General features: G+C 41.7%; 26 protein-coding genes and 5 tRNA genes. 23 read left to right on the top strand and 8 right to left on the bottom strand.

Annotated elements, in window-relative coordinates; genetic code table 11:
* The 5 genes from sctC to RH40_RS13005 all read right to left on the bottom strand — a co-directional run bounded on the left by sctC (nucleotide 1) and on the right by RH40_RS13005 (nucleotide 5,571).
* On the bottom strand, nucleotides 1-1,860 hold the full coding sequence (sctC, locus tag RH40_RS13025; protein WP_009602009.1) for a type III secretion system outer membrane ring subunit SctC: 1,860 nt from the start codon (nucleotides 1,858-1,860) through the stop codon (nucleotides 1-3).
* Nucleotides 1,860-2,288: a YscB family type III secretion system chaperone gene (locus RH40_RS13020; protein WP_009602008.1), complete on the bottom strand. Its 429-nt coding sequence runs from the start codon at nucleotides 2,286-2,288 to the stop codon at nucleotides 1,860-1,862. The genes sctC and RH40_RS13020 overlap by 1 nt, the downstream gene beginning before the upstream one ends.
* Before the next feature lie 12 nt (nucleotides 2,289-2,300).
* Entirely contained in the window at nucleotides 2,301-3,281 is a 981-nt protein-coding gene (locus RH40_RS13015; protein ID WP_009602007.1) for a T3SS regulon anti-activator ExsD domain-containing protein, read from the bottom strand.
* A gap of 143 nt (nucleotides 3,282-3,424) precedes the next feature.
* Nucleotides 3,425-4,285 (bottom strand): AraC family transcriptional regulator, encoded by an 861-nt coding sequence (locus tag RH40_RS13010; protein WP_009602006.1) that lies wholly within the window; start codon nucleotides 4,283-4,285, stop codon nucleotides 3,425-3,427.
* 869 nt (nucleotides 4,286-5,154) lie between these two features.
* Nucleotides 5,155-5,571: a YscW family type III secretion system pilotin gene (locus tag RH40_RS13005; protein WP_009602005.1), complete on the bottom strand. Its 417-nt coding sequence runs from the start codon at nucleotides 5,569-5,571 to the stop codon at nucleotides 5,155-5,157.
* 326 nt (nucleotides 5,572-5,897) lie between these two features.
* On the opposite strand from RH40_RS13005, the gene RH40_RS13000 reads away from it, so the two are divergent.
* The 9 genes from RH40_RS13000 to ruvX all read left to right on the top strand — a co-directional run bounded on the left by RH40_RS13000 (nucleotide 5,898) and on the right by ruvX (nucleotide 12,654).
* A complete protein-coding gene (locus RH40_RS13000; protein WP_009602001.1) occupies nucleotides 5,898-6,344 on the top strand; it encodes a type III secretion system chaperone in 447 nt (148 codons plus the stop codon).
* A 7-nt stretch (nucleotides 6,345-6,351) separates the two neighbouring features.
* On the top strand, nucleotides 6,352-6,639 hold the full coding sequence (exsE2, locus tag RH40_RS12995; RefSeq protein WP_009602000.1) for a T3SS regulon translocated regulator ExsE2: 288 nt from the start codon (nucleotides 6,352-6,354) through the stop codon (nucleotides 6,637-6,639).
* Nucleotides 6,640-7,033: 394 nt separating this feature from the next.
* The gene (gene metK, locus RH40_RS12990) at nucleotides 7,034-8,185 is read left to right on the top strand and encodes a methionine adenosyltransferase (protein ID WP_009601999.1); all 1,152 of its coding nucleotides are present in this window, start codon (nucleotides 7,034-7,036) and stop codon (nucleotides 8,183-8,185) included.
* A gap of 239 nt (nucleotides 8,186-8,424) precedes the next feature.
* A complete protein-coding gene (locus RH40_RS12985; protein WP_009601998.1) occupies nucleotides 8,425-9,228 on the top strand; it encodes a DUF2189 domain-containing protein in 804 nt (267 codons plus the stop codon).
* 65 nt (nucleotides 9,229-9,293) lie between these two features.
* Entirely contained in the window at nucleotides 9,294-9,788 is a 495-nt protein-coding gene (locus RH40_RS12980; protein ID WP_039954718.1) for a SprT family zinc-dependent metalloprotease, read from the top strand.
* Between the two features lie 127 nt (nucleotides 9,789-9,915).
* The gene (gene rsmE / locus RH40_RS12975; protein ID WP_009601996.1) at nucleotides 9,916-10,647 is read left to right on the top strand and encodes a 16S rRNA (uracil(1498)-N(3))-methyltransferase; all 732 of its coding nucleotides are present in this window, start codon (nucleotides 9,916-9,918) and stop codon (nucleotides 10,645-10,647) included.
* A gap of 13 nt (nucleotides 10,648-10,660) precedes the next feature.
* Nucleotides 10,661-11,608 (top strand): glutathione synthase, encoded by a 948-nt coding sequence (gene gshB / locus RH40_RS12970; RefSeq protein ID WP_009601995.1) that lies wholly within the window; start codon nucleotides 10,661-10,663, stop codon nucleotides 11,606-11,608.
* Nucleotides 11,609-11,650: 42 nt separating this feature from the next.
* A complete protein-coding gene (locus RH40_RS12965) occupies nucleotides 11,651-12,214 on the top strand; it encodes a YqgE/AlgH family protein (protein ID WP_009601994.1) in 564 nt (187 codons plus the stop codon).
* A gap of 17 nt (nucleotides 12,215-12,231) precedes the next feature.
* Nucleotides 12,232-12,654 (top strand): Holliday junction resolvase RuvX, encoded by a 423-nt coding sequence (ruvX, locus tag RH40_RS12960; protein ID WP_009601993.1) that lies wholly within the window; start codon nucleotides 12,232-12,234, stop codon nucleotides 12,652-12,654.
* A 13-nt stretch (nucleotides 12,655-12,667) separates the two neighbouring features.
* Here ruvX and RH40_RS12955 read toward each other — a convergent pair whose 3' ends face one another.
* A complete protein-coding gene (locus RH40_RS12955) occupies nucleotides 12,668-13,699 on the bottom strand; it encodes a type IV pilus twitching motility protein PilT (protein ID WP_009601992.1) in 1,032 nt (343 codons plus the stop codon).
* Between the two features lie 27 nt (nucleotides 13,700-13,726).
* Here RH40_RS12955 and RH40_RS12950 point away from each other — a divergent pair, with 27 nt between their 5' ends.
* From RH40_RS12950 to hemW, 6 genes are all read left to right on the top strand, one after another.
* On the top strand, nucleotides 13,727-14,443 hold the full coding sequence (locus RH40_RS12950; RefSeq protein ID WP_009601991.1) for a YggS family pyridoxal phosphate-dependent enzyme: 717 nt from the start codon (nucleotides 13,727-13,729) through the stop codon (nucleotides 14,441-14,443).
* A gap of 28 nt (nucleotides 14,444-14,471) precedes the next feature.
* Nucleotides 14,472-15,290 carry a pyrroline-5-carboxylate reductase gene (gene proC, locus RH40_RS12945; RefSeq protein WP_009601990.1) on the top strand — a complete coding sequence of 273 codons (819 nt, stop codon included), beginning with the start codon at nucleotides 14,472-14,474 and terminating at the stop codon, nucleotides 15,288-15,290.
* Between the two features lie 34 nt (nucleotides 15,291-15,324).
* Nucleotides 15,325-15,897: a YggT family protein gene (locus RH40_RS12940; RefSeq protein ID WP_009601989.1), complete on the top strand. Its 573-nt coding sequence runs from the start codon at nucleotides 15,325-15,327 to the stop codon at nucleotides 15,895-15,897.
* A 113-nt stretch (nucleotides 15,898-16,010) separates the two neighbouring features.
* Nucleotides 16,011-16,442, top strand: coding sequence for a DUF4426 domain-containing protein (locus tag RH40_RS12935; RefSeq protein WP_009601988.1), 432 nt, complete (start codon nucleotides 16,011-16,013; stop codon nucleotides 16,440-16,442).
* A gap of 39 nt (nucleotides 16,443-16,481) precedes the next feature.
* Nucleotides 16,482-17,081, top strand: coding sequence for an XTP/dITP diphosphatase (locus RH40_RS12930; RefSeq protein ID WP_009601987.1), 600 nt, complete (start codon nucleotides 16,482-16,484; stop codon nucleotides 17,079-17,081).
* 21 nt (nucleotides 17,082-17,102) lie between these two features.
* Nucleotides 17,103-18,278 (top strand): radical SAM family heme chaperone HemW, encoded by a 1,176-nt coding sequence (gene hemW, locus RH40_RS12925; RefSeq protein ID WP_039954707.1) that lies wholly within the window; start codon nucleotides 17,103-17,105, stop codon nucleotides 18,276-18,278.
* A 35-nt stretch (nucleotides 18,279-18,313) separates the two neighbouring features.
* On the opposite strand, the gene glsB is transcribed toward hemW, so the two are convergent.
* Both glsB and trmB read right to left on the bottom strand, forming a co-directional pair.
* Complete coding sequence (gene glsB / locus RH40_RS12920) at nucleotides 18,314-19,234, bottom strand: glutaminase B (protein WP_009601985.1); 921 nt, start codon at nucleotides 19,232-19,234, stop codon at nucleotides 18,314-18,316.
* Between the two features lie 151 nt (nucleotides 19,235-19,385).
* Nucleotides 19,386-20,105, bottom strand: a complete 720-nt coding sequence (gene trmB / locus RH40_RS12915) for a tRNA (guanosine(46)-N7)-methyltransferase TrmB (RefSeq protein ID WP_009601984.1) — start codon at nucleotides 20,103-20,105, stop codon at nucleotides 19,386-19,388.
* A gap of 214 nt (nucleotides 20,106-20,319) precedes the next feature.
* Between trmB and mutY the strand changes: the two genes are divergently transcribed.
* From mutY to RH40_RS12875, 8 genes are all read left to right on the top strand, one after another.
* The gene (gene mutY / locus RH40_RS12910) at nucleotides 20,320-21,396 is read left to right on the top strand and encodes an A/G-specific adenine glycosylase (RefSeq protein WP_009601983.1); all 1,077 of its coding nucleotides are present in this window, start codon (nucleotides 20,320-20,322) and stop codon (nucleotides 21,394-21,396) included.
* Nucleotides 21,393-21,665 (top strand): oxidative damage protection protein, encoded by a 273-nt coding sequence (locus tag RH40_RS12905; RefSeq protein ID WP_009601982.1) that lies wholly within the window; start codon nucleotides 21,393-21,395, stop codon nucleotides 21,663-21,665. The genes mutY and RH40_RS12905 overlap by 4 nt, the downstream gene beginning before the upstream one ends.
* A gap of 75 nt (nucleotides 21,666-21,740) precedes the next feature.
* The gene (mltC, locus tag RH40_RS12900) at nucleotides 21,741-22,877 is read left to right on the top strand and encodes a membrane-bound lytic murein transglycosylase MltC (RefSeq protein WP_009601981.1); all 1,137 of its coding nucleotides are present in this window, start codon (nucleotides 21,741-21,743) and stop codon (nucleotides 22,875-22,877) included.
* A gap of 104 nt (nucleotides 22,878-22,981) precedes the next feature.
* Nucleotides 22,982-23,057 (top strand) — tRNA-Phe (locus RH40_RS12895).
* Nucleotides 23,058-23,107: 50 nt separating this feature from the next.
* Nucleotides 23,108-23,183 (top strand) — tRNA-Thr (locus RH40_RS12890).
* A 9-nt stretch (nucleotides 23,184-23,192) separates the two neighbouring features.
* A tRNA-Phe gene (locus tag RH40_RS12885) sits at nucleotides 23,193-23,268 on the top strand.
* A gap of 41 nt (nucleotides 23,269-23,309) precedes the next feature.
* Nucleotides 23,310-23,385, top strand: a tRNA-Asn gene (locus RH40_RS12880).
* 412 nt (nucleotides 23,386-23,797) lie between these two features.
* Nucleotides 23,798-23,873: transfer RNA gene (locus RH40_RS12875), tRNA-Phe, on the top strand.
* The last annotated feature ends 54 nt before the right edge of the window (nucleotides 23,874-23,927 follow it).

Raw genomic sequence — 23,927 nt, 5'->3', positions numbered from 1 at the left:
TTACTGCTCTTCTGTTGGTCGAACACAATGAGTCTTTTGGTCATCGCACTCTTCAATTTGAACTTGCCACCCTTTTTGACCAGTAGGAAGATCACATTTGGTTAAAAACGATGATTTTTCTTCTGATAAAAGGTCTTGTTGATAGCGCTCCGCTTGCTCTTGAGAAAGACAACTATACGGAGAGAGGGCTGATCTTAATGGCGCGCTATTATTTGAAATATCACTAAAAGTGCCGATTTTTTTCCTTAAGTCATACTCATTACCGATAAGGACATTATCTCCTATACCATCGACAACGATTCTCGGTTCAATGATAAACATTCTGACCGTTCTTCTTGTGATGTCGTTTGTACTCCGGAATAATGCACCAAGGTATGGAATATCCCCCAGCAAGGGCACTTTTCGCAGCTGCTGGCTAATTTCATCACGATAGACACCACCGATCAGTAGACTTTGCCCTTGTTTGACCGTCGCTAAAGTGCTGATCTCTGTTTTACGTATCGAAGGCACACCATCAATTACGTTATCGGGTATCTGTGCACCGTCTTCTAGATTCAAACTCAAGTTAATTTCCGGCCTTTCGGCAAACCTATCACCGACAATTCGCGGAACAATTCTTAACAGAGTGCCATAAGTGACTTCATCTAATGCCGCTGTTTCTCTGCCAACTAACTTGACGTAGAAAGTAGTACTATTACTCAGCACTGCTTCGACATTTTCTTGTGTTAGTAGCGTCGGTCTTGAAACGACTTGCGCGCTGCCTTGAGACTCAAGTAAATTAATTTGAGCCAAGAGAAAATTTAAATTAGTTGCATCCAGCAATGAGTTAAATGTCTGCCCACTACCAAGTAAAACATCGCCATTCGTTACATCACCCGTTGTATTGATATCAACGATTTTATTATTACCAACCGAAACCCCAGCGCGCCAATCAACACCCAACTGGCTTAGATTGTTTGCACTAATATCAACGATCGAAAGCGCCACTTCGATTCTTGATTGAGGCTGATCTAACTGAGCCACTAGCTGCCGATATAAAGGTAGCCGAGCCTGGGTATCTCGAACGATAATCGCATTTAGACCTGGCTCTGCCTCAACAGATGCTGCGCTATGGACTGACACACTTTTGGCATTGGCTTTAGGCGCTGCTGCTTCAGCGTCTTCGTTGCCTCTTATCCCGACCTGAGTTTGTACACCAGACAACACTCGATTTAAGACGGAAGCGATACCAGGTACAGTCACTGCTTGATCTCTATAAGTAATCTGTCTGTCCGTCGCCGATGCGTATTTAAGCGGAATAATTTCTACAAACAATTCATCGGTTGAGTTTGCTTTCTGAACTAATCGGCTTTCAAGTGCATCGGCAGTTTGTATAACCAAATCAACGTATCTAGGAGGACCAGAAAGATACACAAGCCCCTTGTTTTCGGCAGCACGCCAACCATAACGAGAATCCCAAACCCCCGTAGAAATCAAGGTACTACGCAACTCACGTGCCGTTAGCATTTCCAACTGTAATAGTCGTGAACGGGTTTCAGTGGCTTTATAGATGTGTAATACAGAGCCGTCGAAATACCAAATCAGGTTATATACCTGCGCAATGTAATCTAGGAATTCTGCTGGGTCATCGGGCGTAAAGCGACCACTGATCCGCTCGTTAATTTTTTCACTGACCGACACAGAAACCCGATAATTCGCGCCAAAGTTATTGAGCAAATCTTTAAGAGAGTCATTATCCGCATAGTAACGAAATGGCTGATCAGACCAATTCAAATCAGAGGCATGCAAAGGAAGTATTGCCAAGACACACGAAAGAAAGAAACCGAACCTACATATTTTATTTTTTATCACGGCAATCATTATGGGATCCATACTCTGTGGTTGACGCTATGGTTCACGCTTTGGTGCTCAAGCAAGTCACTAAACTGAGCCACTAAATTCACATGCTGTGAAAGCTGAGAATAAAACTCTTCTTGTGCAGCATTCACCATGCTCATTTTTCCCTGAACCATGAGCTGATTATTATGGTCGACAGTTAGCGTGCTTTGAGCGTTACGCAACGTTTTTAATGAGAGCTGCATACAATGCTTTAGTGCCTGTTCTTGCTGGTAATTAAGGTGTTGTTCGAACTGAAACGGGAGCACCGTTTCCCATACTAACCATGATGATTGTTTGCGGATGGTAAGCGACATCTGATCAACTTCAATGTCATAAGAACCATTATTTGAAGCAATAAAGTCCTCAACTCCGAGCGTTACCGCTAGAGATTTCATCATTTGATCTAACATATTTAACTCTATTTAAATCTGGCTGAGATGGTTACAAACGTGACCACATAAATCGCTTTGAACATCAAAATAATAATGATCGAAGTGGCCAACGGTTTGCATGTTTTGAAACCATTGCCAAATCTTTGCGACAGCATTGAGGTCTGAATACACCTGGTCACAAGCATTCCAAACATCAGAGAGCTCTGGTGCCTGTAATCGAGCTTCTGCACACCATACTTTCCATTCTGTAACAAATTTGTCTGACGTTTTACTATATTCAGATAAACTCATAAGGCTTTCTAAGATAGGTTGCCACTCATTAACCAGTACTTGATGTGATTCAATAACTCGTTTACCCGACTCGTCGAGTCCTCCAACCTGCTTTTTTAGCTCGCACTGTTGGTTTTGAATCTCTTGCAACTGCTGGTTCGCAAAGCTTGCACTACTCTTTTCGTTAGCGAGCTTCAACCAATATTTTTTCTGAATGTTTAACTGAGTCATCAATTGCTCAATTTTTATGGATTCATACAGTGCCGTCTGATCAGTCTTTTGGTTAACCCACTCATTTAAGGTTAAATGCATATTTAAAATTAGCGTTTTAGGTAATGCTAAATTAAATCGAAATCCCAGTTGACTGTTTATATAATCCACTCTTCGTTCAAAGGTGTTTAACCCATGGTTACCGCTTATTTGGCTACCTATTTCTAGGAAAAGGCGCATAGCAAACCGGTCTAATGACGCCCCTAACCTATAATAAGTTTGAACCACATGGCATGCACACAAACCATCAATAACGGTCCGCTCAAGTAGGCGCTGAAACAAAGACATTTGCTCGTTGTTTAAGACACCTACCTTGATTAGCTGCCGGTGATTAACATCCATAACGTCGGGCTCTTGCGAGGACTGCATTAAGCCTTCACGTCTTGAACCTCGCTGCAACACTGTGATCTTTCTTTTCTTCACAATTTTGTTGGGAAAAAGCGAACGGCGTCGCCAATGTTGCTTTTTCATTTGTGATCTTCTCCGCATCTACTTCGAACTATCCCGAAAGAAGTAGAGGTAATAGTTTTGTTCGCTTTTACGCTGTTCATAATAGAGCTTAGATTGGGGGATGACTTTCAAAATTAGTCAGAATATTTTAGTCATCAGACATTTTATCGGCTAATGGCGACTTGTTCATCACCAGAACGCACTCTACTTGGCGTTGTGCCAAATCGGCGCCGGTAGCTTTGTGTAAAATAAGATTGACTTGAAAAACCAGCTTCCATGGCAATATCAACCATACTCATCTGGCTTGTGAGCAGTAGCTTGTGTGCGTGCAATAAACGACGTTCGCTTATCCAAGCTCTAGGGGAAACACCATAGTACTCATTGAAAAGCTCTTTAAAGGTAGTCAGACTGGCTCCGAACTCTTGAGCGTAGTCTGTTAATTTCCATTCTTTTAGATAATGGCGCTCCATAAAGCGGCGTAGTCGTTCAGCAGTGTTATCTGTGAGTTTTGATAACAATGCATATAGTTCCTCTCCTCGCTCCCCATGCAACAGTAAGATCAGCATTTCTTCGTATTTAAGACGCATGATAACATCTGGAAAGGACTGAGATTCGAGTGTTTTCATACCCGATAAAGTATGTTCTATCAATAGGTTGAAAGTGAAAGAGAACAGACCGGATGAAACATTCTCGACTTTTGGCAACGACATCAACAAGCTGCTATGTTTTTGCAAAAACTCACTGATAATCTCGGTATCAAACTCAACCACAGAGGCATTGAAGTTCCCTTCTCTCGGCATATATTCGAGTAGGTAATCCCCTTGTGCCAGATAAATGCCAGAGCCAGCAACCACATCAATTGTGCAATCACCGGTTTGAACTCTCAATTGACCATTATGAACAATGACAATGCGTGGCTGACTAGAATGGAGCACCTCGTCATATTTTTCGTAATAATCAGCGATATGGATTTTTCGTAAGCGCGAGTCGAGCTTATCTGTGTTTGGTTGGCCTAACACATCCATCTTCTACCCTTCATAGTTATCACTTGCTCAGTTTAAAAGAAAGTGCCGAACTCCAGCCTGTCTAAAATAAAATGGCGGCTAAATATCAATTAGTTAAATAAAAACTCAATATGCTTGCTGGCATCGAGTCGATGAACATTGAAGTGAGTAAAAAAGTAAACTGACTATTGGGTTATGAACTAGGTTGATATCCATTTACTCTAGTCATAGCAGTCGAGTTTTAACTCTAAATTTCAGGAAAATAACTCATATGTCAGACATCTATCACAGAGCAAGGGCAGACTAGAGCTCCTTACAAGTTCAGTAATAGAAAGTTAGTTATATTAACTATCTGAATTATCGTTTTTTGGGGAATTTGTACGATTTTCACAATGAACTTAATGTCCATCTTTGTGATAAAAGACTAAGTACTATCCATTGTCATGAATATAGTTAGATAAGATCGTTAAATTACTGTGTTGGTTTGCTAATAATATATTGTTACAAATTAAAAAACCGATTGTATAGAAATTCACCAAAATCAATAATAGATATAACTAAGTCAATCACTAAAATGCAGAATACAAAAAACCTTCTAGCTTTTCTAGCAATCGGAATTCAATAAGTTATATTGTTTTATAAGAAAACATGAAATAATGTTAATCACAACTTCAATGGGTGAAATATAATTGATAATGAAATTTACATCAATAGTATTTATGTACCCAAGCAGTAAATTAATAGAATAAAAACTATTATAAATCTAAATATACCACCTAAAATAAAAAACACGTTGCATATAAGTTCAAGAGGAATATTTATTAAGAAAATTAAAAAAACGTGTCGATAATTACTGCTCCTACAAAAAATAATCGTTAAGACAAGAAATTCTAATTATATGATTTTAAATTAATTTTCAACCTTTCCAGATGTATATTCTTTTGAGTTTTATCTGTTGAAAACGTATATTCCTCCTCAGCACTTGCGATCAACTTACCCTTTTCAGATAGGCCTACACGCACTTTCATTTCACCACTCCCAGCTTGGATAGGGGCAACAACGAACGAGTATTGAACAGGTAATTGGACGCCTTGATACTCTTGCCTCGCTACCGTAAGGCATTGATTTTCAATAACTTGACATAATTCAACTTCAATGTGAGTACTCACAGGTGTCACATATTCATCAAAAAGCAGCCAACCATGCACTAGTGCCTGTGAATCACTAGAGAAGTCTGTATTAATAGTGTTTTTATGAGTACAAGCACCTAAAGTAAATAAAGAAAAAAACAAAAATAGTTTATTCATAACCTAAAAATATCTCCTATATATAAGATTTCAATTTTGTTACAAAATTATACAAGAAATCAAGCGGTATATTTAATATAAACAAATTCTCAAAATCGAGACTTTATATTTAATCAAAAACGAGAATTAATATAGTTTTTTAAAATTAATTGTTTTTATTTTTATAACAATAAAAACGCCAATATGAAATCAATTTAATAAAGATTAGATAGAAAGTTTATTAAATTAGTAAAGACCAATATATAAAAATTACCAACCAATTTTGATAAACATAAAACGAAGTATCCAATACATTAATTTGTGGTTATGAAAAAAGGAATGCTTTTATGTCGGCGCGCCAAATGGTCGATGAGGTTTTACTTACGTACTCCCATCAAATAGGTTTGTCAGGCTTAAAACTAGTCGACAATCAACTAGGTTTAGCTTTTGACGATAGTTTAAGAGTGCACTTCATTTTTCATCCAGAATCCGAGACACTTCAACTTGAGGCAGAGATCGTCGACCTAAAAGTGATGAATTCTGATCTCTATCGCTCATTTCTAGCATTCAATTATCACTGGGACGAGTACCAACTATTTTTTAGTTTGGACAATCATAGAAACAAACTTTGCCTAAATAGGTTACTCAATGCAGAACAGTTGGATTATGAACTTTTCGAGTCTGCACTGGCTGAGCTACTTACACAAAGCGAATCTTGGGAGTCATTACTATCAGCTCAAATATCTGCTGACATTGCACCTTTTGGTTCTCACAGCTCGACTATAAGAGTGTAAGCACACCATGGCCAATAACATATCGCTACCCAAAATTTCTCCTTCTATCGCACAGATGGAATCCAACACACCAATTAAATCCGCACAGCAAGGCGAGTTCAAAGGTCATGTAGTCACGATACTAAGCCGTGATACTTATGCGAATAACAAATCTAACTCGATACGGGATCTTAAAGAACTTGTTTATCACTCTAGCGGCAAACAGAACACAGAAGTAATCAGCACTCCAAACACGGCCGAATCTATACAGGCACTTATGAATAGAAAAGTTAAAGTGCTCAGCGAATCCAGCTAAATAAAAGCAATAGAGCAATATTATTCGACCGCACCTTTATACTAACGATCATAATTCCCTAGTCTCTCTAGTCTGCTCACTAGACATTCATTTCTAATAGTTCACCCGAGTAAGTAACAAATCACACTCGTTGCCATGGCCAACATGACATCACCTAATCGGTTAAGCTTTTCAGCGAGAGGCAAATATTTCTCACACACCTTTGTTACATCATTGCTATGGAAACTAATGCATACACTAAAGATAAGATTGACTTTACTCACACAAGCAAAAAAAACTTGATATTAACGTTTTCAAAACTAGAATAGACGTCCAGAAGTAGATACACCTATTTAAATATATATTCTTTGCGTCCTCCTATTATCAGGACGTGCATAAAATTAAGGAGCGCCATATGGCTAAGCACCTATTCACATCAGAGTCAGTATCAGAAGGACATCCGGATAAAATTGCCGATCAAATTTCAGACGCTGTTCTTGATGCTATTATTGAACAAGACCCTAAAGCTCGTGTTGCTTGTGAAACTTACGTCAAAACAGGTATGGTTATGGTTGGTGGCGAGATCACAACCTCGGCATGGGTGGATATTGAAGAGCTTACTCGACAAACTGTCCGCGATATTGGGTACGTTCATTCTGATATGGGTTTTGATGCTGATTCATGTGCCGTACTGAACACCATAGGTAAGCAATCACCAGATATTAATCAAGGTGTCGATAAGTCTGACCCTAAAGAACAGGGAGCAGGTGACCAAGGTATTATGTTTGGTTATGCTACCAATGAAACAGATATCCTTATGCCAGCTCCAATTACTTACTCACACCGCTTAGTAGAGAAACAAGCAGAAGTTCGTAAAAATGGCGCGCTACCCTGGCTTCGTCCTGATGCAAAGTCACAAGTTACATTCCAATACGATAATGGCAAAATCGTAGGTATAGACGCTGTCGTTCTCTCAACTCAGCACTGTGATTCAATCTCAACCCCTGACTTGCGTGAAGCAGTTATGGAAGAGATTATCAAGCCCGTTCTTCCTGCGGAGTGGATTACAAAAGACACCAACTTCTTTATTAATCCAACAGGCCGATTTGTTATCGGTGGTCCAATGGGTGATTGCGGTTTAACAGGTCGTAAAATCATTGTCGATACCTATGGTGGTGCAGCAAGACACGGTGGTGGCGCATTCTCAGGTAAAGATCCGTCAAAAGTTGACCGCAGTGCAGCTTATGCAGCGCGATATGTAGCTAAAAACATTGTGGCTGCTGGAATGGCTGACCGCTGTGAAATTCAGTTATCGTATGCTATTGGTGTTGCTGATCCAACGTCAATTATGGTTGAAACATTCGGTACTGAGAAAATATCTCATGACATCATTATCAAAGCAGTAAGACAATACTTCGATCTTCGCCCTTACGGCCTGCAAGAAATGTTAAACCTGCTTCAGCCGATCTATAAAAAGACAGCAGCATATGGCCACTTTGGTCGTGAAGAGTTCCCTTGGGAAGCAACTGATAAAGCGGCTGCTCTTAGAGAATTTGCAGGACTTTAGAAAGAGCCGACCACATTCTCAATCTTTTTAGCGAAACGCCTGACTTGTCAGGCGTTTTTTTATCTATCAACACAAAATCGAAATTTGTATTTTTTCATCATAAGGTCAATAGTTAAATAGGTATCAGTTAATCCAAACTCAAGTTTCATTCGTAACGAGTGAAGAGAGAAATATCTGATAATCTGTCAGTTGCTAACCTCGCAGGCTTATACAGCTTGCTCAGTCAAGAAGGAGGATGTATGCCTCGTACAGCACCTAGTGAATTTGATGAAAAAGACAAGCACGAAGAGGAAGCTCATAACGCTGATTTCGCTCGTACTATTCCTTGTAACAAGGTCAGTATATCAGCACCTTTTCATTGGTTATCACTTGGCTTGCACGATTTCGTTCGAATGCCACTAATCAGCGGTTTTTACGGCGTTTGTTTCATGGCTGCAGCAGTTGGCATCGTGCTTCTATTACAGTGGCAAGGTACACATCTGGTCGTTATGCCTGCATTGATCGTTTATATGTTGATTGGTCCTTTTTTGGCTCTTGGTCTTTACGATGCAAGTTGGGAACGAGAAAAAGGGCACAAACCTCGGTTACTGCACTCAATGAAGGCAATCGGTAGAAATTCGACCTCCCAGTGGGCATTTGCCGTTCTTCTTACCGTGTGTATGATCTTTTGGATGCGTATCGCAGCACTGCTGCACGTCTTGTACCCATCTGTTCAAGGCGCACCAGTAATTGAATTCTTGCCCTTCCTGCTCATAGGCTCACTAGTCGGGTTTTTGTTAGCTAGCTTTGTCTTTAGTATCTCGGCCTTTTCGATGCCATTGATGATGGAGAGACGCGTCGACATGATGAGCGCAGTCTTTACCAGTTTCAATGCTGTCAGATCCAATCTTCCCGCCATGATAGTATGGGCAACATTGATCTGTGGCGGGGTGTTAGTCGGCTTCGCTACATTCGGTGTCGGAATGCTCGTTACTATGCCGATACTCGGTTACGGTACTTGGCACGCATATCACGAGATAATCAGGAAAAAGCATCACGACTAGTAGCTCTCTGCTGCATTTCATATACAATAGCCTGCCGCATAGGCAGGCTAAACTCGATGAATCAAATTGACACCCAGCTAAAATATGAAGCTATCAAGACTATGTCACATTGCATCGAGCAAGCTCGATGTTTCTTTAATCGATCATTTCCTCATCCAACATTAAGTTTCAAGTTGCGTGGACGTGCAGCCGGAAAAGCCTATCTTCATTTGAATGAAGTGCGCCTTAATCCAGTATTATTTAGCGAAAATCAACACGAATTCGTCACGCAAGTCATCCCTCATGAGGTTGCACACATAATCGTTCACCAGTTGTACGGAAAGGTAAAGCCACATGGAAAAGAGTGGCAAGCCGTGATGAATCGAGTATTTGAGTTACCCGCACAAACAACCCATAATTTCCAAATTAGCTCAGTGGAAGGAAAAACCTTCGAATATCATTGCGGCTGTACCAAACACCTTATCTCACTGAGAAGACACAACAAAGTTATCAGAGGACAAGCTCAGTATCGCTGCAAAAAATGTCAATCTGAACTTAAACAACACCAAAGCGAGTTTTGATAAATCATTGGTGAGAGTGTCTAAACTTACTGACTTATACCCATTAAATGTATAATTGCCCTTGTTTTTTAATCAACAAGCATCCATCTTAAGAGCTACATTTAATTGCTAGTAAATACACCCAATCATGCGAACTCCACGAATTTATCATCCAGAAATGATCACCCAACTTGGCCTATTGACCCTGAGTGAAGAAGCGGCAGGTCATGTAGGTCGTGTACTTCGAATGAAAATAGGGCAAGAGCTTCGTTTGTTTGATGGTAGCGGTAGTGAATTTATCGCGACAATCTCAAGTCAATCGAAAAAAAACGTTGAAGTAGAGGTGAAACAAAGCATCGAAAGAAGTGCAGAGTCCAATTTAAAGCTTCATCTCGGCCAAGTTATCTCTCGTGGCGATAAGATGGAGTTCACCATACAGAAGTCGGTTGAGCTTGGTGTGGAAGTCATCACTCCTCTTATTTCTGAACGTTGCGGCGTCAAGCTTGATCAAAAACGTTTTGAAAAAAAACTCGCCCAGTGGCAAAAAATTGCTATCAGTGCCTGCGAACAATGTGGTCGAAATCGAATACCTTCCATACGCCCTATTATGTCTTTAGAGAACTGGTGTGGCGAAGAATATGATGGTTTAAAACTTAATTTACATCCACGCGCTGATTATTCGATCAATACATTACCGACACCTGTAGAACAAGTTAAGCTACTTATCGGCCCTGAAGGCGGGCTTTCTGAAGCAGAAATTGATATGACCCAAAAATATGCCTTTAGTGATATTTTGCTAGGTCCACGGGTGCTGAGAACAGAAACAGCAGCATTAACGGCTATCACTGCACTGCAGGTGCGATTTGGTGACTTAGGTTAAACGGAGATAAATCATGCTAAAACTTGGCATAGTAATGGACCCTATTTCGTCCATAAACATAAAAAAAGATTCAAGCTTTGCTATGATGCTTGAAGCTCAACATCGCGGCTACGAAATCCACTATATGGAAATGCATGATCTTCACCTGGAACAAGGCATCGCCATAGCAGACACTAAAGTGGTTGAACTAAAAGAAGATCCGTCATGCTGGTACCGGTTTACGTCAGAGCAAACCATCAAACTCGCTGATCTTGATGCAGTATTGATGCGCAAGGATCCTCCATTCGATACTGAGTACATCTATGCAACCTACATATTAGAGCGTGCTGAAGAGCATGGTGCTTTGATTGTTAACAAACCGCAAAGTTTACGAGATTGCAATGAAAAGCTTTTTACTGCTTGGTTTCCAGAGCTTACCCCAACAACCTTAGTTTCGAGAAAAGCGGAACGAATCCGAGCATTTAGAGAAGAGCACGGCGACGTCATTTTAAAACCACTTGATGGTATGGGTGGAGCTTCTATTTTTCGGGTTAAAGGGCAAGATCCAAACCTCTCTGTGATCATTGAGACACTCACTAACCATGGTCAAAACTACGCAATGGCACAAACTTTTGTACCCGATATTACCAATGGTGACAAACGAATTCTTGTCGTTGATGGTGAAGTCATCCCTTATTGCTTGGCAAGAATACCTGCCAAAGGAGAGACTCGTGGTAATCTCGCAGCCGGAGGAACTGGAGAGGCTAGACCACTCAGTGAGACAGATAAACAGATAGCTGCAGCAGTAGCGCCTACACTTAAAGAAAAAGGGCTTATATTTGTTGGACTGGATGTGATTGGTGACAAACTCACTGAAATTAATGTCACCAGCCCAACCTGTATTCGTGAAATTGAGGCTGTATTCGATGTATCAATAACAGGTAAGCTTATGGATGCTATTGAACGTCGGGTAAAAATGTAACTATCAGGCTTACGTGGCCTGCTCGATTTGAAAGGAGCCTGTATGAATCTAACCAACCACTTTTTAGTTGCCATGCCTGGAATGAAAGACCCCTACTTCCAGCGCAGTGTTATCTATGTTTGTGAGCACAATGAAGATGGCGCAATGGGGTTAATGATCAATGCTCCTATCGACATAACAATAGGTAAAATGCTAGAAAAGGTGGACGTTGAACCGAGCCACCCTCAATTGCAAAAAGAAAGTTTGGAAAAGCCAGTTTTAAACGGCGGGCCAGTATCGGAAGACCGAGGTTTTATTCTTCACCAACCCAAAGATGAATACGAATCAAGCATCAAAATGACTGACAACATCTCAGTGACAACATCCAAAGATATTCTCGGTGTTCTCGGGACAGAAGCTGAGCCGAGTCAATATCTTGTTGCATTGGGCTATTCTGGCTGGGAAGCGGGCCAGCTCGAAATTGAATTATCAGAGAATTCTTGGTTAACGGTTGAAGCCGATCCCAATGTCATTTTCGACACCCCAATTAATGAACGCTGGCAAAAAGCAGTACAAATGCTTGGTATCGATGCCTCACAGCTCTCCAGTGACATAGGCCACGCATAACAGATAAGATAAAACACATGTCTAGAACAATTATGGCTTTTGATTTCGGAACCAAAAGTATTGGTAGTGCTATTGGTCAGGAAGTAACAGGCACAGCTTCTCCACTAAAAGCATTCAAAGCCAACGATGGCATCCCCAATTGGGATGAGATTGAAAAACAAATCAAAGAATGGCAACCACACCTCATCGTTGTTGGTTTGCCTATGGATCTTCATGGCAAAGCTCTTGAATCGATAACTCAAAGGGCAAAGAAGTTTGCTAACCGTCTACATGGGCGTTTTGGCGTCGATGTTGAATTACACGACGAAAGACTATCAACCACGGAAGCCCGCTCAGAACTTTTTGCAATGGGCGGGTATAAAGCACTAACTAAAGGAAATGTCGACTGCCAGTCCGCCGTTGTGATCTTGGAAAGCTGGTTTGAGCATCAATGGACATAAGCCTAGTTAATAATCAAGCTCGGTTATAAAGCATTAGTGACTTTGCTTCACCTGATGAAACAACTCCCTCTGATACAAGATAAGTGGCATGCTGCGCAAAAGTTTGCATGCCATGTTCATGGCCCAACTGCATCACAGAATGTATCTGGGTATGTTTGCCTTCTCTGATGAGATTACGTATTGCCTGTGTCGCTCGTAACACTTCATAACAAGCCACTCTCCCACCTTCAATTCGTTTTAATAGGCGTTGCGTAATGATCATTTGTAAACAGCTCGCCAATAAGCCTTGGGTCATGGACAAACTAGGACCACTGTTAGCGTCAATAATACGTTCAATCGTTTGGGCTGCCGAGCGCGTATGTAATGTCGCCAAAACGAGATGACCAGTTTCTGCTGCTGTCAGTGCAAAACGTATACTTGCCTCACTCCGCAATTCACCAACAACAATCACATCAGGATCAACTCTCAAGACACTCTGCAACACCTGCTCAAAACTTTGTTCTTGAGGCATCAGAGTTCTTTGTGTGATTAAAGAGCGTTGGCTGCGATAAACGTACTCAACTGGGTCTTCAAGCGTGACTATATGTTTACTTTGGTTAAAGTTAATATACTCTATGAGTGCCGCCAACGTTGTTGATTTTCCGCTCCCAGTTGGCCCCGTAACTAACACCATGCCCTCAGAGAGCGCGGTCAAATGCTCGAAAACTGTCGCGCTAATAAGACCATCTAACTTGGGTATACTATGTGGGATGACCCTGAATACAGCCCCATACCCGCTCAATTTGTAGAAAAAGCTTACACGAAACCGACCGAGATCTCGCCAATCAATAGACAAATCAAGGTAACCTATTTCAGCGAGAGTCAGTCTTTCCTTTTCAGAACAGAGTGCCACCAGCATTTGCTCAAAACATCGATGATTCAATATGGGTGCATCGATTGCTTTAAGGTCACCATCAACACGCACCATAGGAACAACACCTACAGAAAGATGTAGATCTGAAGCATTATGCTTTACACTAAAATCCAGTAATTTAGTGATATCCATTTTATCTCTTGATAAGTGACTCTGATAATGACCAGTATTCAACAAAACATAGAACAAATCACATCACAAATTGAAGCCATCAAACAGAAGTGCCATCGAACGCAAGATACAGTGCAACTTCTTGCGGTTAGTAAGACCAAACCCGTAGACGCAATTCTCGAAGCTGCCAATGCGGGTCAACGAGCATTTGGGGAAAACTATGTACAAGAAGGCACTGAAAAAGTTGCTTATTTTGCCTCACATCACCCCGAGCTAGAATTAGAATGGCACTTTATTGGTCCGATACAGTCTAATAAATCTCGTTATGTTGCGGAAAACTTTCACTGGGTGCATTCCGTGAATAAAGCGAAGCTGGCTCAAAGACTCAATGACCAAAGACCAGAGGGGCTCCCACCTTTGCAGGTTCTTATTCAGGTCAACACTAGTGGTGAAACATCTAAATCTGGTATCAACGATAATGAGATTTTTTCATTGGCAGAGTTGATATCCTCACTACCTAACCTGACATTAAGAGGGTTGATGTCCATTCCAGCTCAAACGTCCAATTATGAGGAACAATTGAGCGCATTTGGTGAGTTAGCCAATCTGCAACAGACGCTCAAAAACAGATTTTCCAATCAACAGATTGATACTCTATCCATGGGGATGAGCGGTGATATGCAGGCAGCCATTGAATCTGGAACAACTATGGTTCGTATTGGAACAGCGATTTTCGGCCAACGAGACTACAGCAATAAGCAATAGACATATTCATAAGAGGAAATTATCGTCTATGGAACACAAAAAAATTGCCTTCATTGGGGCAGGAAACATGGTTAAGGCTATCGTATCAGGCCTTGTAACCGATGGTTATCCTGCAGAGCTTATTCGGGCGACAGCACCTTCAATGACGCGACGTCTCCCCCTTGAGCAAAACTATGGTATTTCAACCAGTGACAATAATGTGGAATCAGTGAGCGATGCGGATATTGTGGTTCTCTCAGTCAAGCCACAAATGATGCAGGAAGTCTGCGCACCATTGCAAAACGTCAATTGGACTGGAAAATTAATTATCTCTATAGCTGCTGGCATTCAATGTTCAAGACTTAGTGAAATGCTCGGTGGACAAGAAAATATCGTCAGGGTCATGCCCAACACACCTTCTCAAATTGGCTTGGGAATGAGTGGACTTTTTGCACCTGCATGCGTTTCTCAAGCAGACAAAGACTTTGCTGCAGATTTGATGTCGGCTGTAGGTAAGGTTTGTTGGGTTGAAAAGGAAAACCAAATCAATAATATTATTGCAGCCGCTGGGAGTGCACCCGCGTATTTTTTCCTTTTCATGGAAGCCATGCAAGCGGAAGCCATTGCTCAAGGTTTTGATAAACAAACTGCGCGCTTGCTCGTTGAGCAATCTGCGCTTGGTGCGGCAGCCATGGTGCAAAGTAACCCAAATACTGAGTTATCAACGCTACGCGAGAATGTGACGTCAAAAGGTGGAACCACCGCTGAAGCATTACGTACTTTCAATCAACATCAAATTTCCGATATAGTATCCAAAGCTATGCAAGCGGCCGTTGCCCGAGCTCAAGCAATGGAACAACAGTTTTAATGATCAGAGCAGTACGCTCACAAGAAGGTAAACTATGAATTCAATAACCTTTCTGATTTCTACCCTGTTTGATCTCTACATTATGGTCGTGATCTTACGCGTTTGGCTCCAAGCAGCAAGGGCAGACTTCTATAATCCATTTTCGCAATTTATTGTAAAAGCGACCCAGCCTGTTGTTGGCCCTATGCGCCGCCTCATACCATCAATAGGCAGCATTGACTTAGCCACGGTGCTATTTGCTTATATTTTATGCGTCGGTAAGTTAGTTGCTCTATACCTGATCGTATCGAAGGGAGCGGTGATATTTCAGCCTGACTTTTTGATAGTTGGTGCCATTTCACTTTTAAAAGCTGCAGGTAAGCTTCTATTTTGGATATTAATTATTCGAGCGATCTTAAGCTGGGTGAGTCAGGGACGCAGCCCTATCGAATACGTGTTCCAACAGTTAACCGAGCCCATGCTGGCCCCTGTTCGTCGTGTGATCCCTCCTATGGGCGGAATTGATTTGAGTATGATCGTGGTGTTTATTGCCCTGCAATTTGCTAACATTTTAGTGGGAGATGTCATCGGTTTAATTTGGGGGGACGTGATCCGCTCATATTGGTAACAACTATAAATCGCTAATACTGAAGCAGTACAAATCAGTAGGGATGTTTATGTACTGCTCGACTCAACATTAAATATAACGCTCGATTAAAATCAACGTTACAAGGACTTGTTATGAAATATTGGATAATATCGATACTTGCAAGCCTTCTCTCATTACCTGCATACACTGGCCAATTCAAAACCATCAAAAATGTCGAAGTGCACTACTCCGCTTTTAACAGCACTTTTATTCCAGCCAAAGTAGCACGCAGTTACAAGATAAAGCGCAACGGCTACTCCGCTCTACTCAATATCAGTGTTCTTGATAACTCTCAAGTTGGGAAGCCTGCCACTACTGCCAAAATCTCCGGCCGCAGCCAAAACCTTATAGGACAAATCAAGCAGTTAAATTTTAGAGAGGTAAAAGAAGGCAGCGCCATCTACTACCTAGCCGAATTCCCCATTAGTGAAGAAGAGCAAATCACGTTTTTTATTGACGTAAATGCTGGCATTAAGGGCACAGGTCAATTAAAGTTCTCGCAGAAATTTTATGTCGAAGAGTGAGTATGCTTGCCACTCTTTTGAAAGCGAGAGAATTACACAATGAATAATGTGGTTTTGGCAACTGGTAATGCCGGTAAAGTCCGAGAGATGTCCGACCTATTGTCAGATTATGGTTTTAATGTCCTTCCTCAAAGTGAGTTTAATGTACCAGACGTCGCAGAGACAGGCACCACTTTCATAGAAAATGCTATCATTAAAGCGCGCCATGCAGCAAAATGTACTGGTCTTCCGGCTATCGCCGACGATTCAGGCCTAGAAGTCGATGCGCTCAGTGGAGCTCCTGGAGTTTACTCAGCCCGTTACGCGGGCATTGAGGCCACGGACTCTGCAAATATCGATAAACTTCTTGAATCGCTGCACCATGTTCCCGATGAACAACGCTCGGCTCGCTTCCATTGTGTACTCGTTTTCATGCGCCACGAAAATGACCCAACGCCGCTTGTGTGTCACGGCCAATGGGAAGGTAAAATCCTAACCAAACGTTGTGGTGAAAATGGATTCGGTTATGATCCCGTGTTCTACGTTCCAGAAACCGCTTGTGCATCAGCAGAACTCGAACCCAAAGATAAAAAGCGTTTATCTCATAGAGGAAAAGCACTTCAACAACTGTTCAAAGCTCTTTCACAGCAAGCTCAGTAATCACTAGGAAAGGTTACGGTTATGAACTTGCTGGTACCACCTCGACTCAGCCTCTATGTTCACATCCCATGGTGTGTTCAAAAATGTCCTTATTGCGATTTTAACTCTCACACGCTCAAAGCCGAGATCCCAGAAGATGAGTATATTGCCGCATTATTACAAGACTTAAGAGATGATCTATTGCGCTATCGCCTCAATGACAGTCCGAGAGTACTTCATTCTATTTTTATTGGTGGCGGCACACCGAGTTTAATATCACCAAGAGGGATTGCGGCACTGCTCAATGGCATTGAGCAACAGATATCTTTTCAGCCAGATATCGAAATCACTATGGAAGCCAACCCCGGAACAATCGAAGCTGAACGCTTTGCTGGTTACCAGAAAGCTGGAGTGACGAGGATTTCGATTGGTGTACAAAGCTTTGAAGCAGCGAAACTTTCTCGATTAGGAAGGATCCACGGCCAAGAAGAGGCGATTAATGCCGCTCGCTTAGCTCATAAAATCGGGTTAAAGAGCTTTAATTTAGATTTGATGCATGGTCTGCCAGATCAAACTATCGAGCAAGCTTTAGCTGATTTGGACCAAGCCATCGAGCTCTCTCCTCCGCATTTGTCTTGGTATCAACTCACAATAGAACCAAATACACTTTTTTATTATAAACAACCTCAACTTCCTGATGACGATGATCTGTGGGATATTTTCGAGATCGGTCACCAAAAACTTACCGAGGCTGGTTATGTCCAGTATGAAACTTCTGGCTACAGCAAACCAGAGTATCAGTGTCAACATAACCTGAACTACTGGCGTTTTGGTGACTACTTGGGCATAGGCTGCGGTGCACACGGGAAATTAAGTTTTTCTGATGGTCGAATAATTAGAACGACCAAGATCAAACACCCGAAAGGCTACTTGGCAGCATTCGATAATATGGTGAAGCCCTATTTAAGCTCTGAACATAACGTTGAAGATGCAGAGCGCCCTTTTGAGTTCTTTATGAACCGTTTTAGACTGACAGAAGCATGCCCTAAAAACGACTTTATATCTACAACAGGACTCAGTTTAAATGCAATCCAACCAGTAATGGATTGGGCTATCGGCTTGGAATACATCACAGAAACAGAGACTCATTGGCAAGTAACACAAAAAGGGAAACTATTTCTCAACGACCTGCTTGCTGCCTTTATGCCTGAAGAGTAGTGTAATATTCAGGGGCACAGTGTGCCCTTGAATATTTAGAAAATAGAGCGTCCAATGCGCTCGGAAAGTAGCTCTAATGCCTTTGTACCCGCAAGAGAGTTGCCTGAGGGATCGAGCTCAGGAGACCATACCGCTATGGTCATTTCTCCAGGGACTACCGCCATAATTCCACCACCAACCCCAGACTTTCCGGGCATTCCAACACGATAGGCAAACTCTCCTGCACCATCATACAAACCACATGTTGCCAGCAAAGCATTGAGCTGTTTGGTTTGAGTCGGCGTGATCACTTGCTGACCAGTTTGAACTGATGACCCTTTGTTCGCCAAATAACTAAAGGTTTTCGCGAGATCAACGCAACTCATTTTTAAAGCGCAAGCGTGAAAGTAGTTATTCAATACTGGAATAACTTCATTGTCAAAATTACCAAACGAGCGCATTAAATACGCAATGGCAGCATTACGATCACTGTGCATCATTTCTGAGGAGGCCACGACCTTGTCATAGCAAATATGAGTATCCCCTGATAATCTGCGTACAAACTCGAGTAAACGTTGCCTCGGTGCAGAGAGTCGGCTGTTCAGCAGATCAGCGACAACAATCGCACCAGCATTAATAAATGGGTTACGTGGTATCCCCTGCTCCATCTCAAGCTGTATTAATGAGTTAAATGCCTGTCCTGAAGGCTCTTTGCCCACTCGGCTCCATATCTCTTCCGGCTGATATAGATTCATTGCCAAGGTTAAGCTCAGGGCCTTAGAAATCGACTGAATAGAAAAAGCTTCATCAGCATCACCTGCTTTAATGACGTCCCCCTGATTGGTGAACACCGCCATCCCTAGCTTTGCTGCAGGCACTTTAGCGAGTGCTGGAATATAGTTCGCTACCTTCCCTTGGCCAATTAAGGGACGAACTTCTTCTAAAATCTCAGCAAGAATTTGTCGTGTTGGCTTCATCAGTAACCTTTTGTCATACATTTGTTATTGTTGTTTTGTAGGGTCAAAAAAGCCAACATTGATATGTTGGCTCCCTTATATTTTACTCAATTTACCAGCTTGTCATACTAGGAAAAAGCAAAATCGTTGACTAGGAATGCAAACTATTGTTTTATCTGGTGCGCTTAAACTTAATATCCCACACACCATGACCTAAGCGATGCCCGCGAGCTTCAAATTTGGTCAGAGGTCGTTCTTCTGGACGAGGAATAAAATCCCCCTCTGGCGCGATATTGTCAAAACCTGGTGCTTGATTCATCACTTCAATCATGTGTTCTGCATAATTTTGCCAATCGGTGGCCATATGGAAAATACCTTCTTCCAACTTCAACTTTTGGCGCACCATTTCTGCAAACTCTAACTGCACGATACGACGTTTATGATGGCGTTTCTTATGCCATGGGTCTGGAAAGAAAAGTTGCAGAGTAGACAATGAACCATCAGGTATCATGTTGGCAAAGACTTCTACAGCATCGTGACACATGACTCTTAAGTTAGTGAGCCTCGCTTCTCGAGCATCGGCAAGACAAGCGCCAACACCTGGGCTGTGGACTTCAATACCAATGAAGTTTTTATCCGGAGCATTCTTAGCCATTTCAACTAAAGATGCTCCCATGCCAAAGCCAATTTCAAGCACAACAGGGTTATCGTTACCGAATACTACTTTCCAATCCAGCAGTTGATCTTGATAATCTAAACCCATCGTCGGCCAACACTCGTTCATCGCATTTTCTTGGCCTTTGGTTAAACGCCCTTCACGTCGAACAAAGCTGCGGACTTTGCGTATTAGCTTACCGTCTTCATTATACTCATTGGTCGTCACTTCACTCATGATCTTGCCTGTTTAAAAATTGGTCTTACATTTAAGGGACTGTGATTATCCAAAGAATTGCCACTGGTGCAAGTCTTTTAGTGCATTTAGAGCCTAGTTCATTGATCGTCACCCGCCCGATATGGGTATATCTTTACGTTTTAACTGTTGTACTTTCCCACGATTCTGTGGTGCAATTTTGTAAAATTTAATAATTAATAATGTAGAGCATATCGTGACACCTTTCGCTAGTGCCATCCTAGAATGGTACGAAAAATATGGACGAAAAAACCTACCCTGGCAGCAAAACAAAACCGCTTACAGCGTATGGTTATCTGAAATTATGTTGCAACAAACTCAGGTTGCTACCGTTATCCCTTACTATGAGCGTTTTTTGCAGCGTTTCCCGACCGTGGTTGATCTAGCCAATGCACAACAGGATGAAGTGCTGCATTTGTGGACCGGACTAGGGTATTACGCCCGAGCACGGAACCTACACAAAGCTGCTCAAATTGTGGCTCACCAATATCAGGGGCAATTCCCACTTAATATCGAGGATATGAATGCCTTACCAGGAGTTGGGCGATCGACTGCTGCTGCTATTCTGTCATCAGTATTTAAACAACCTCACGCAATACTGGATGGAAATGTAAAAAGGACACTGGCACGTAGCTTTGCTGTTGCTGGGTGGCCCGGACAAAAGAAGGTAGAAAACCAACTGTGGGCTCATGCCGAAGAGCATACCCCCAGCAACAACGTGGATAAATATAATCAGGCAATGATGGATATGGGCGCTATGGTCTGCACTCGCAGTAAACCAAAATGTGGTTTATGCCCCATCGAGTCAATGTGCATTGCGAACCAGCAAGGCAACCCTTTAGATTACCCCGGAAAAAAACCGAAAAAAGACAAGCCATTTAAGCAGACATGGTTTGCCATACTCCATTTCAACGGACAAATCTGGCTTGAACAACGACCTCAGGTTGGGATCTGGGGTGGTTTATTTTGTTTTCCTCAAAGCGAGGATAAAAATGTTGAGCAAATCTTTAATAAATTAGATATTACTGACGCCATGATCAAAAGCCGTCAAAATTTGATCGCTTTTCGTCATACTTTTAGTCATTACCATCTCGATATCACACCAATTTTGTTTGATTTATCAAAGCAACCTCATATGGTAATGGAAGGGAGCCAAGGTCTTTGGTATAACTTATCTAAACCTAAAGAGATTGGACTTGCAGCTCCAGTAAAACAGTTGCTAGAAAGCCTTCCTCACGAACTAAAAAACGATCATTTAAAGGAGCCACTATGAGCCGTACCGTTTTTTGTACTCGCTTACAGAAAGAAGCCGAAGGCTTAGATTTTCAACTTTATCCGGGAGAGCTCGGCAAGCGTATTTTTGATAACATTTCAAAGCAGGCATGGGCAGAATGGCAGCACAAACAGACGATGCTCATCAATGAAAAAAAACTCAATATGATGGATCCTGAGCATCGCCAGTTGATTGAAACAGAAATGGTCAACTTTCTTTTTGAAGGTAAAGACGTCCATATCGAAGGATATACGCCACCAAGCGAGTAATGCCTATCGTATTGCTTATCATAGATAACACCATGACATCATTAACTTTAGTGATGTCATTTTTTTAAGGTGATTATGAAAAAACTGACTTATTTACTTTTACCTATTTTACTCGCTGGATGCAGTAGGCAATTTATCGAACAGTTGTATGAAGTCGACTATGAGCCTACCAATCGTTTTGCAAAACATTTAGCTCAATTGCCTGGCCAATTCCAAAAAGACACTGCGGCACTAAATAAACTGATTGATAGCTTTTCAGGTCAGATAGAAAAACGCTGGGGTTCAAACGAAATTAAATTCGCAGGGAAAAGCAACTACGTCAAATACATTGATAATTACCTAAGTCGCTCCGAAGTGAGTTTTGATAAAGGTCTTATTACGATAGAAACGGTATCAACGACAGACCCCAAAGCCCATTTAAAGAATGCCATTATTACGACCCTACTGACGCCTGATGATCCAGCAAATGTAGACTTATTTTCATCCAAAAACATTAAACTAGAGGGGCAACCCTTCCTCTACAAGCAAGTCGTAGATCAAGACAACAAACCCATACAGTGGTCATGGCGTGCTAACCGTTTTGCGGATTATTTGATAGCCAACAAGCTCAAAGTTAAAAAGGTGGATTTCAAAAAATCCTATTACGTTGAGATTCCCATGGTGGAAAATCAATTTGAGATAAGAAGCTACAAATACGCAGATATAGTACAACGTGCATCACGTAAATATGACATCCCCGAAGACCTCATCTACGCCATTATTAAAACGGAAAGCAGCTTTAACCCCTACGCTGTCAGTTGGGCAAATGCCTACGGCCTTATGCAAGTCGTACCTAAAACAGCGGGAAAAGACGTATTCAAGTTGGTCAAAAAACGTTCAGGTCAGCCCTCGCCAGAATATTTATTTAACCCAGAGAACAATATCGATACTGGTACCGCTTATTTCTATATTCTAAAAAATCGTTATTTAAAAGAGGTTAATCATAGAAAGTCTCTTGAATACAGTATGATTTCTGCCTACAACGGGGGAACCGGTGGAGTACTGAATACGTTCAACCGCTCAGATAGAAAACGAGCAATGAAAGATCTGAATTCGTTACAACCCAACCAAGTTTACTGGGCTTTAACTAAAAAACACCCCAATGCTGAAGCAAGGCGCTACCTAGAAAAAGTGACCAAATTTAAAAAGGAATTTAACTCAGGCAAAACATAATCAGCCAAAATGATTAAATAATCGACACTCAATCACTTTTTTGTTTTTTTTTTACAAAAACAAGTTGACGACAAGAGTGAAAATCCGTTTAATAACGCTCCGTTGCCCGGATAGCTCAGTCGGTAGAGCAGAGGATTGAAAATCCTCGTGTCGGTGGTTCGATTCCGCCTCCGGGCACCACAATTTATATTTGGTGCAATAACCATGTATCAAAGTGCAAAATATAGTGCGCCGACTTAGCTCAGTAGGTAGAGCAACTGACTTGTAATCAGTAGGTCACCAGTTCGATTCCGGTAGTCGGCACCATTTATATTTGCCTCGATAGCTCAGTCGGTAGAGCAGAGGATTGAAAATCCTCGTGTCGGTGGTTCGATTCCGCCTCGAGGCACCATAATTTGGTAAAAGTGGACACACACTTATATAACCTATAGTTCCTCCTTAGCTCAGTTGGTAGAGCGACGGACTGTTAATCCGCAGGTCGCTGGTTCGAGCCCAGCAGGAGGAGCCACATTCAAAGCCAAGTCTCATGACTTGGCTTTTTTCTTAGCATCACATGTCATCCTTGCTTCTTTCAAACTTACTCCCCCCTCTTAATGCCATAGGACTACAATTTTTATACCCAATGTCACCTTTTGACCACAACTCCTGTTATCAAAAAAAAACAGCATCACGTTTCTGAACTTACTATTTAAAAACCCAAAACCTTCAAAAACATCTCGAATGGTCAACAGACCCTAATAATGTTGCCCATCTTAATAACTTAAATTTTCAAAATTTCATTAGTTTTGCAAAAATGCAGTAGTTTTAGCTGTTGAAAATGGATAAAAATGGGTCATTAAGTATAGAAAAACAACAAACGATCTTTTTTTTGCATTTTGATGTTGACCTAAAGCACGAAAACCCGTTTAATACACCTCGTTGCCCGGATAGCTCAGTCGGTAGAGCAGAGGATTGAAAATCCTCGTGTCGGTGGTTCGATTCCGCCTCCGGGCACCATGATTTTAATATTGTCGAAAACTGATTGTTTCGGCAGTAGTGAAAATACGGTGA

The organism is Vibrio caribbeanicus ATCC BAA-2122 (genome assembly GCF_000165125.1).
GTDB classification, from domain to species: Bacteria; Pseudomonadota; Gammaproteobacteria; order Enterobacterales; family Vibrionaceae; genus Vibrio; species Vibrio caribbeanicus.
Note: the sequence above shows the minus strand (reverse complement) of the source record. Positions and strands in the feature narration are given on the sequence as shown.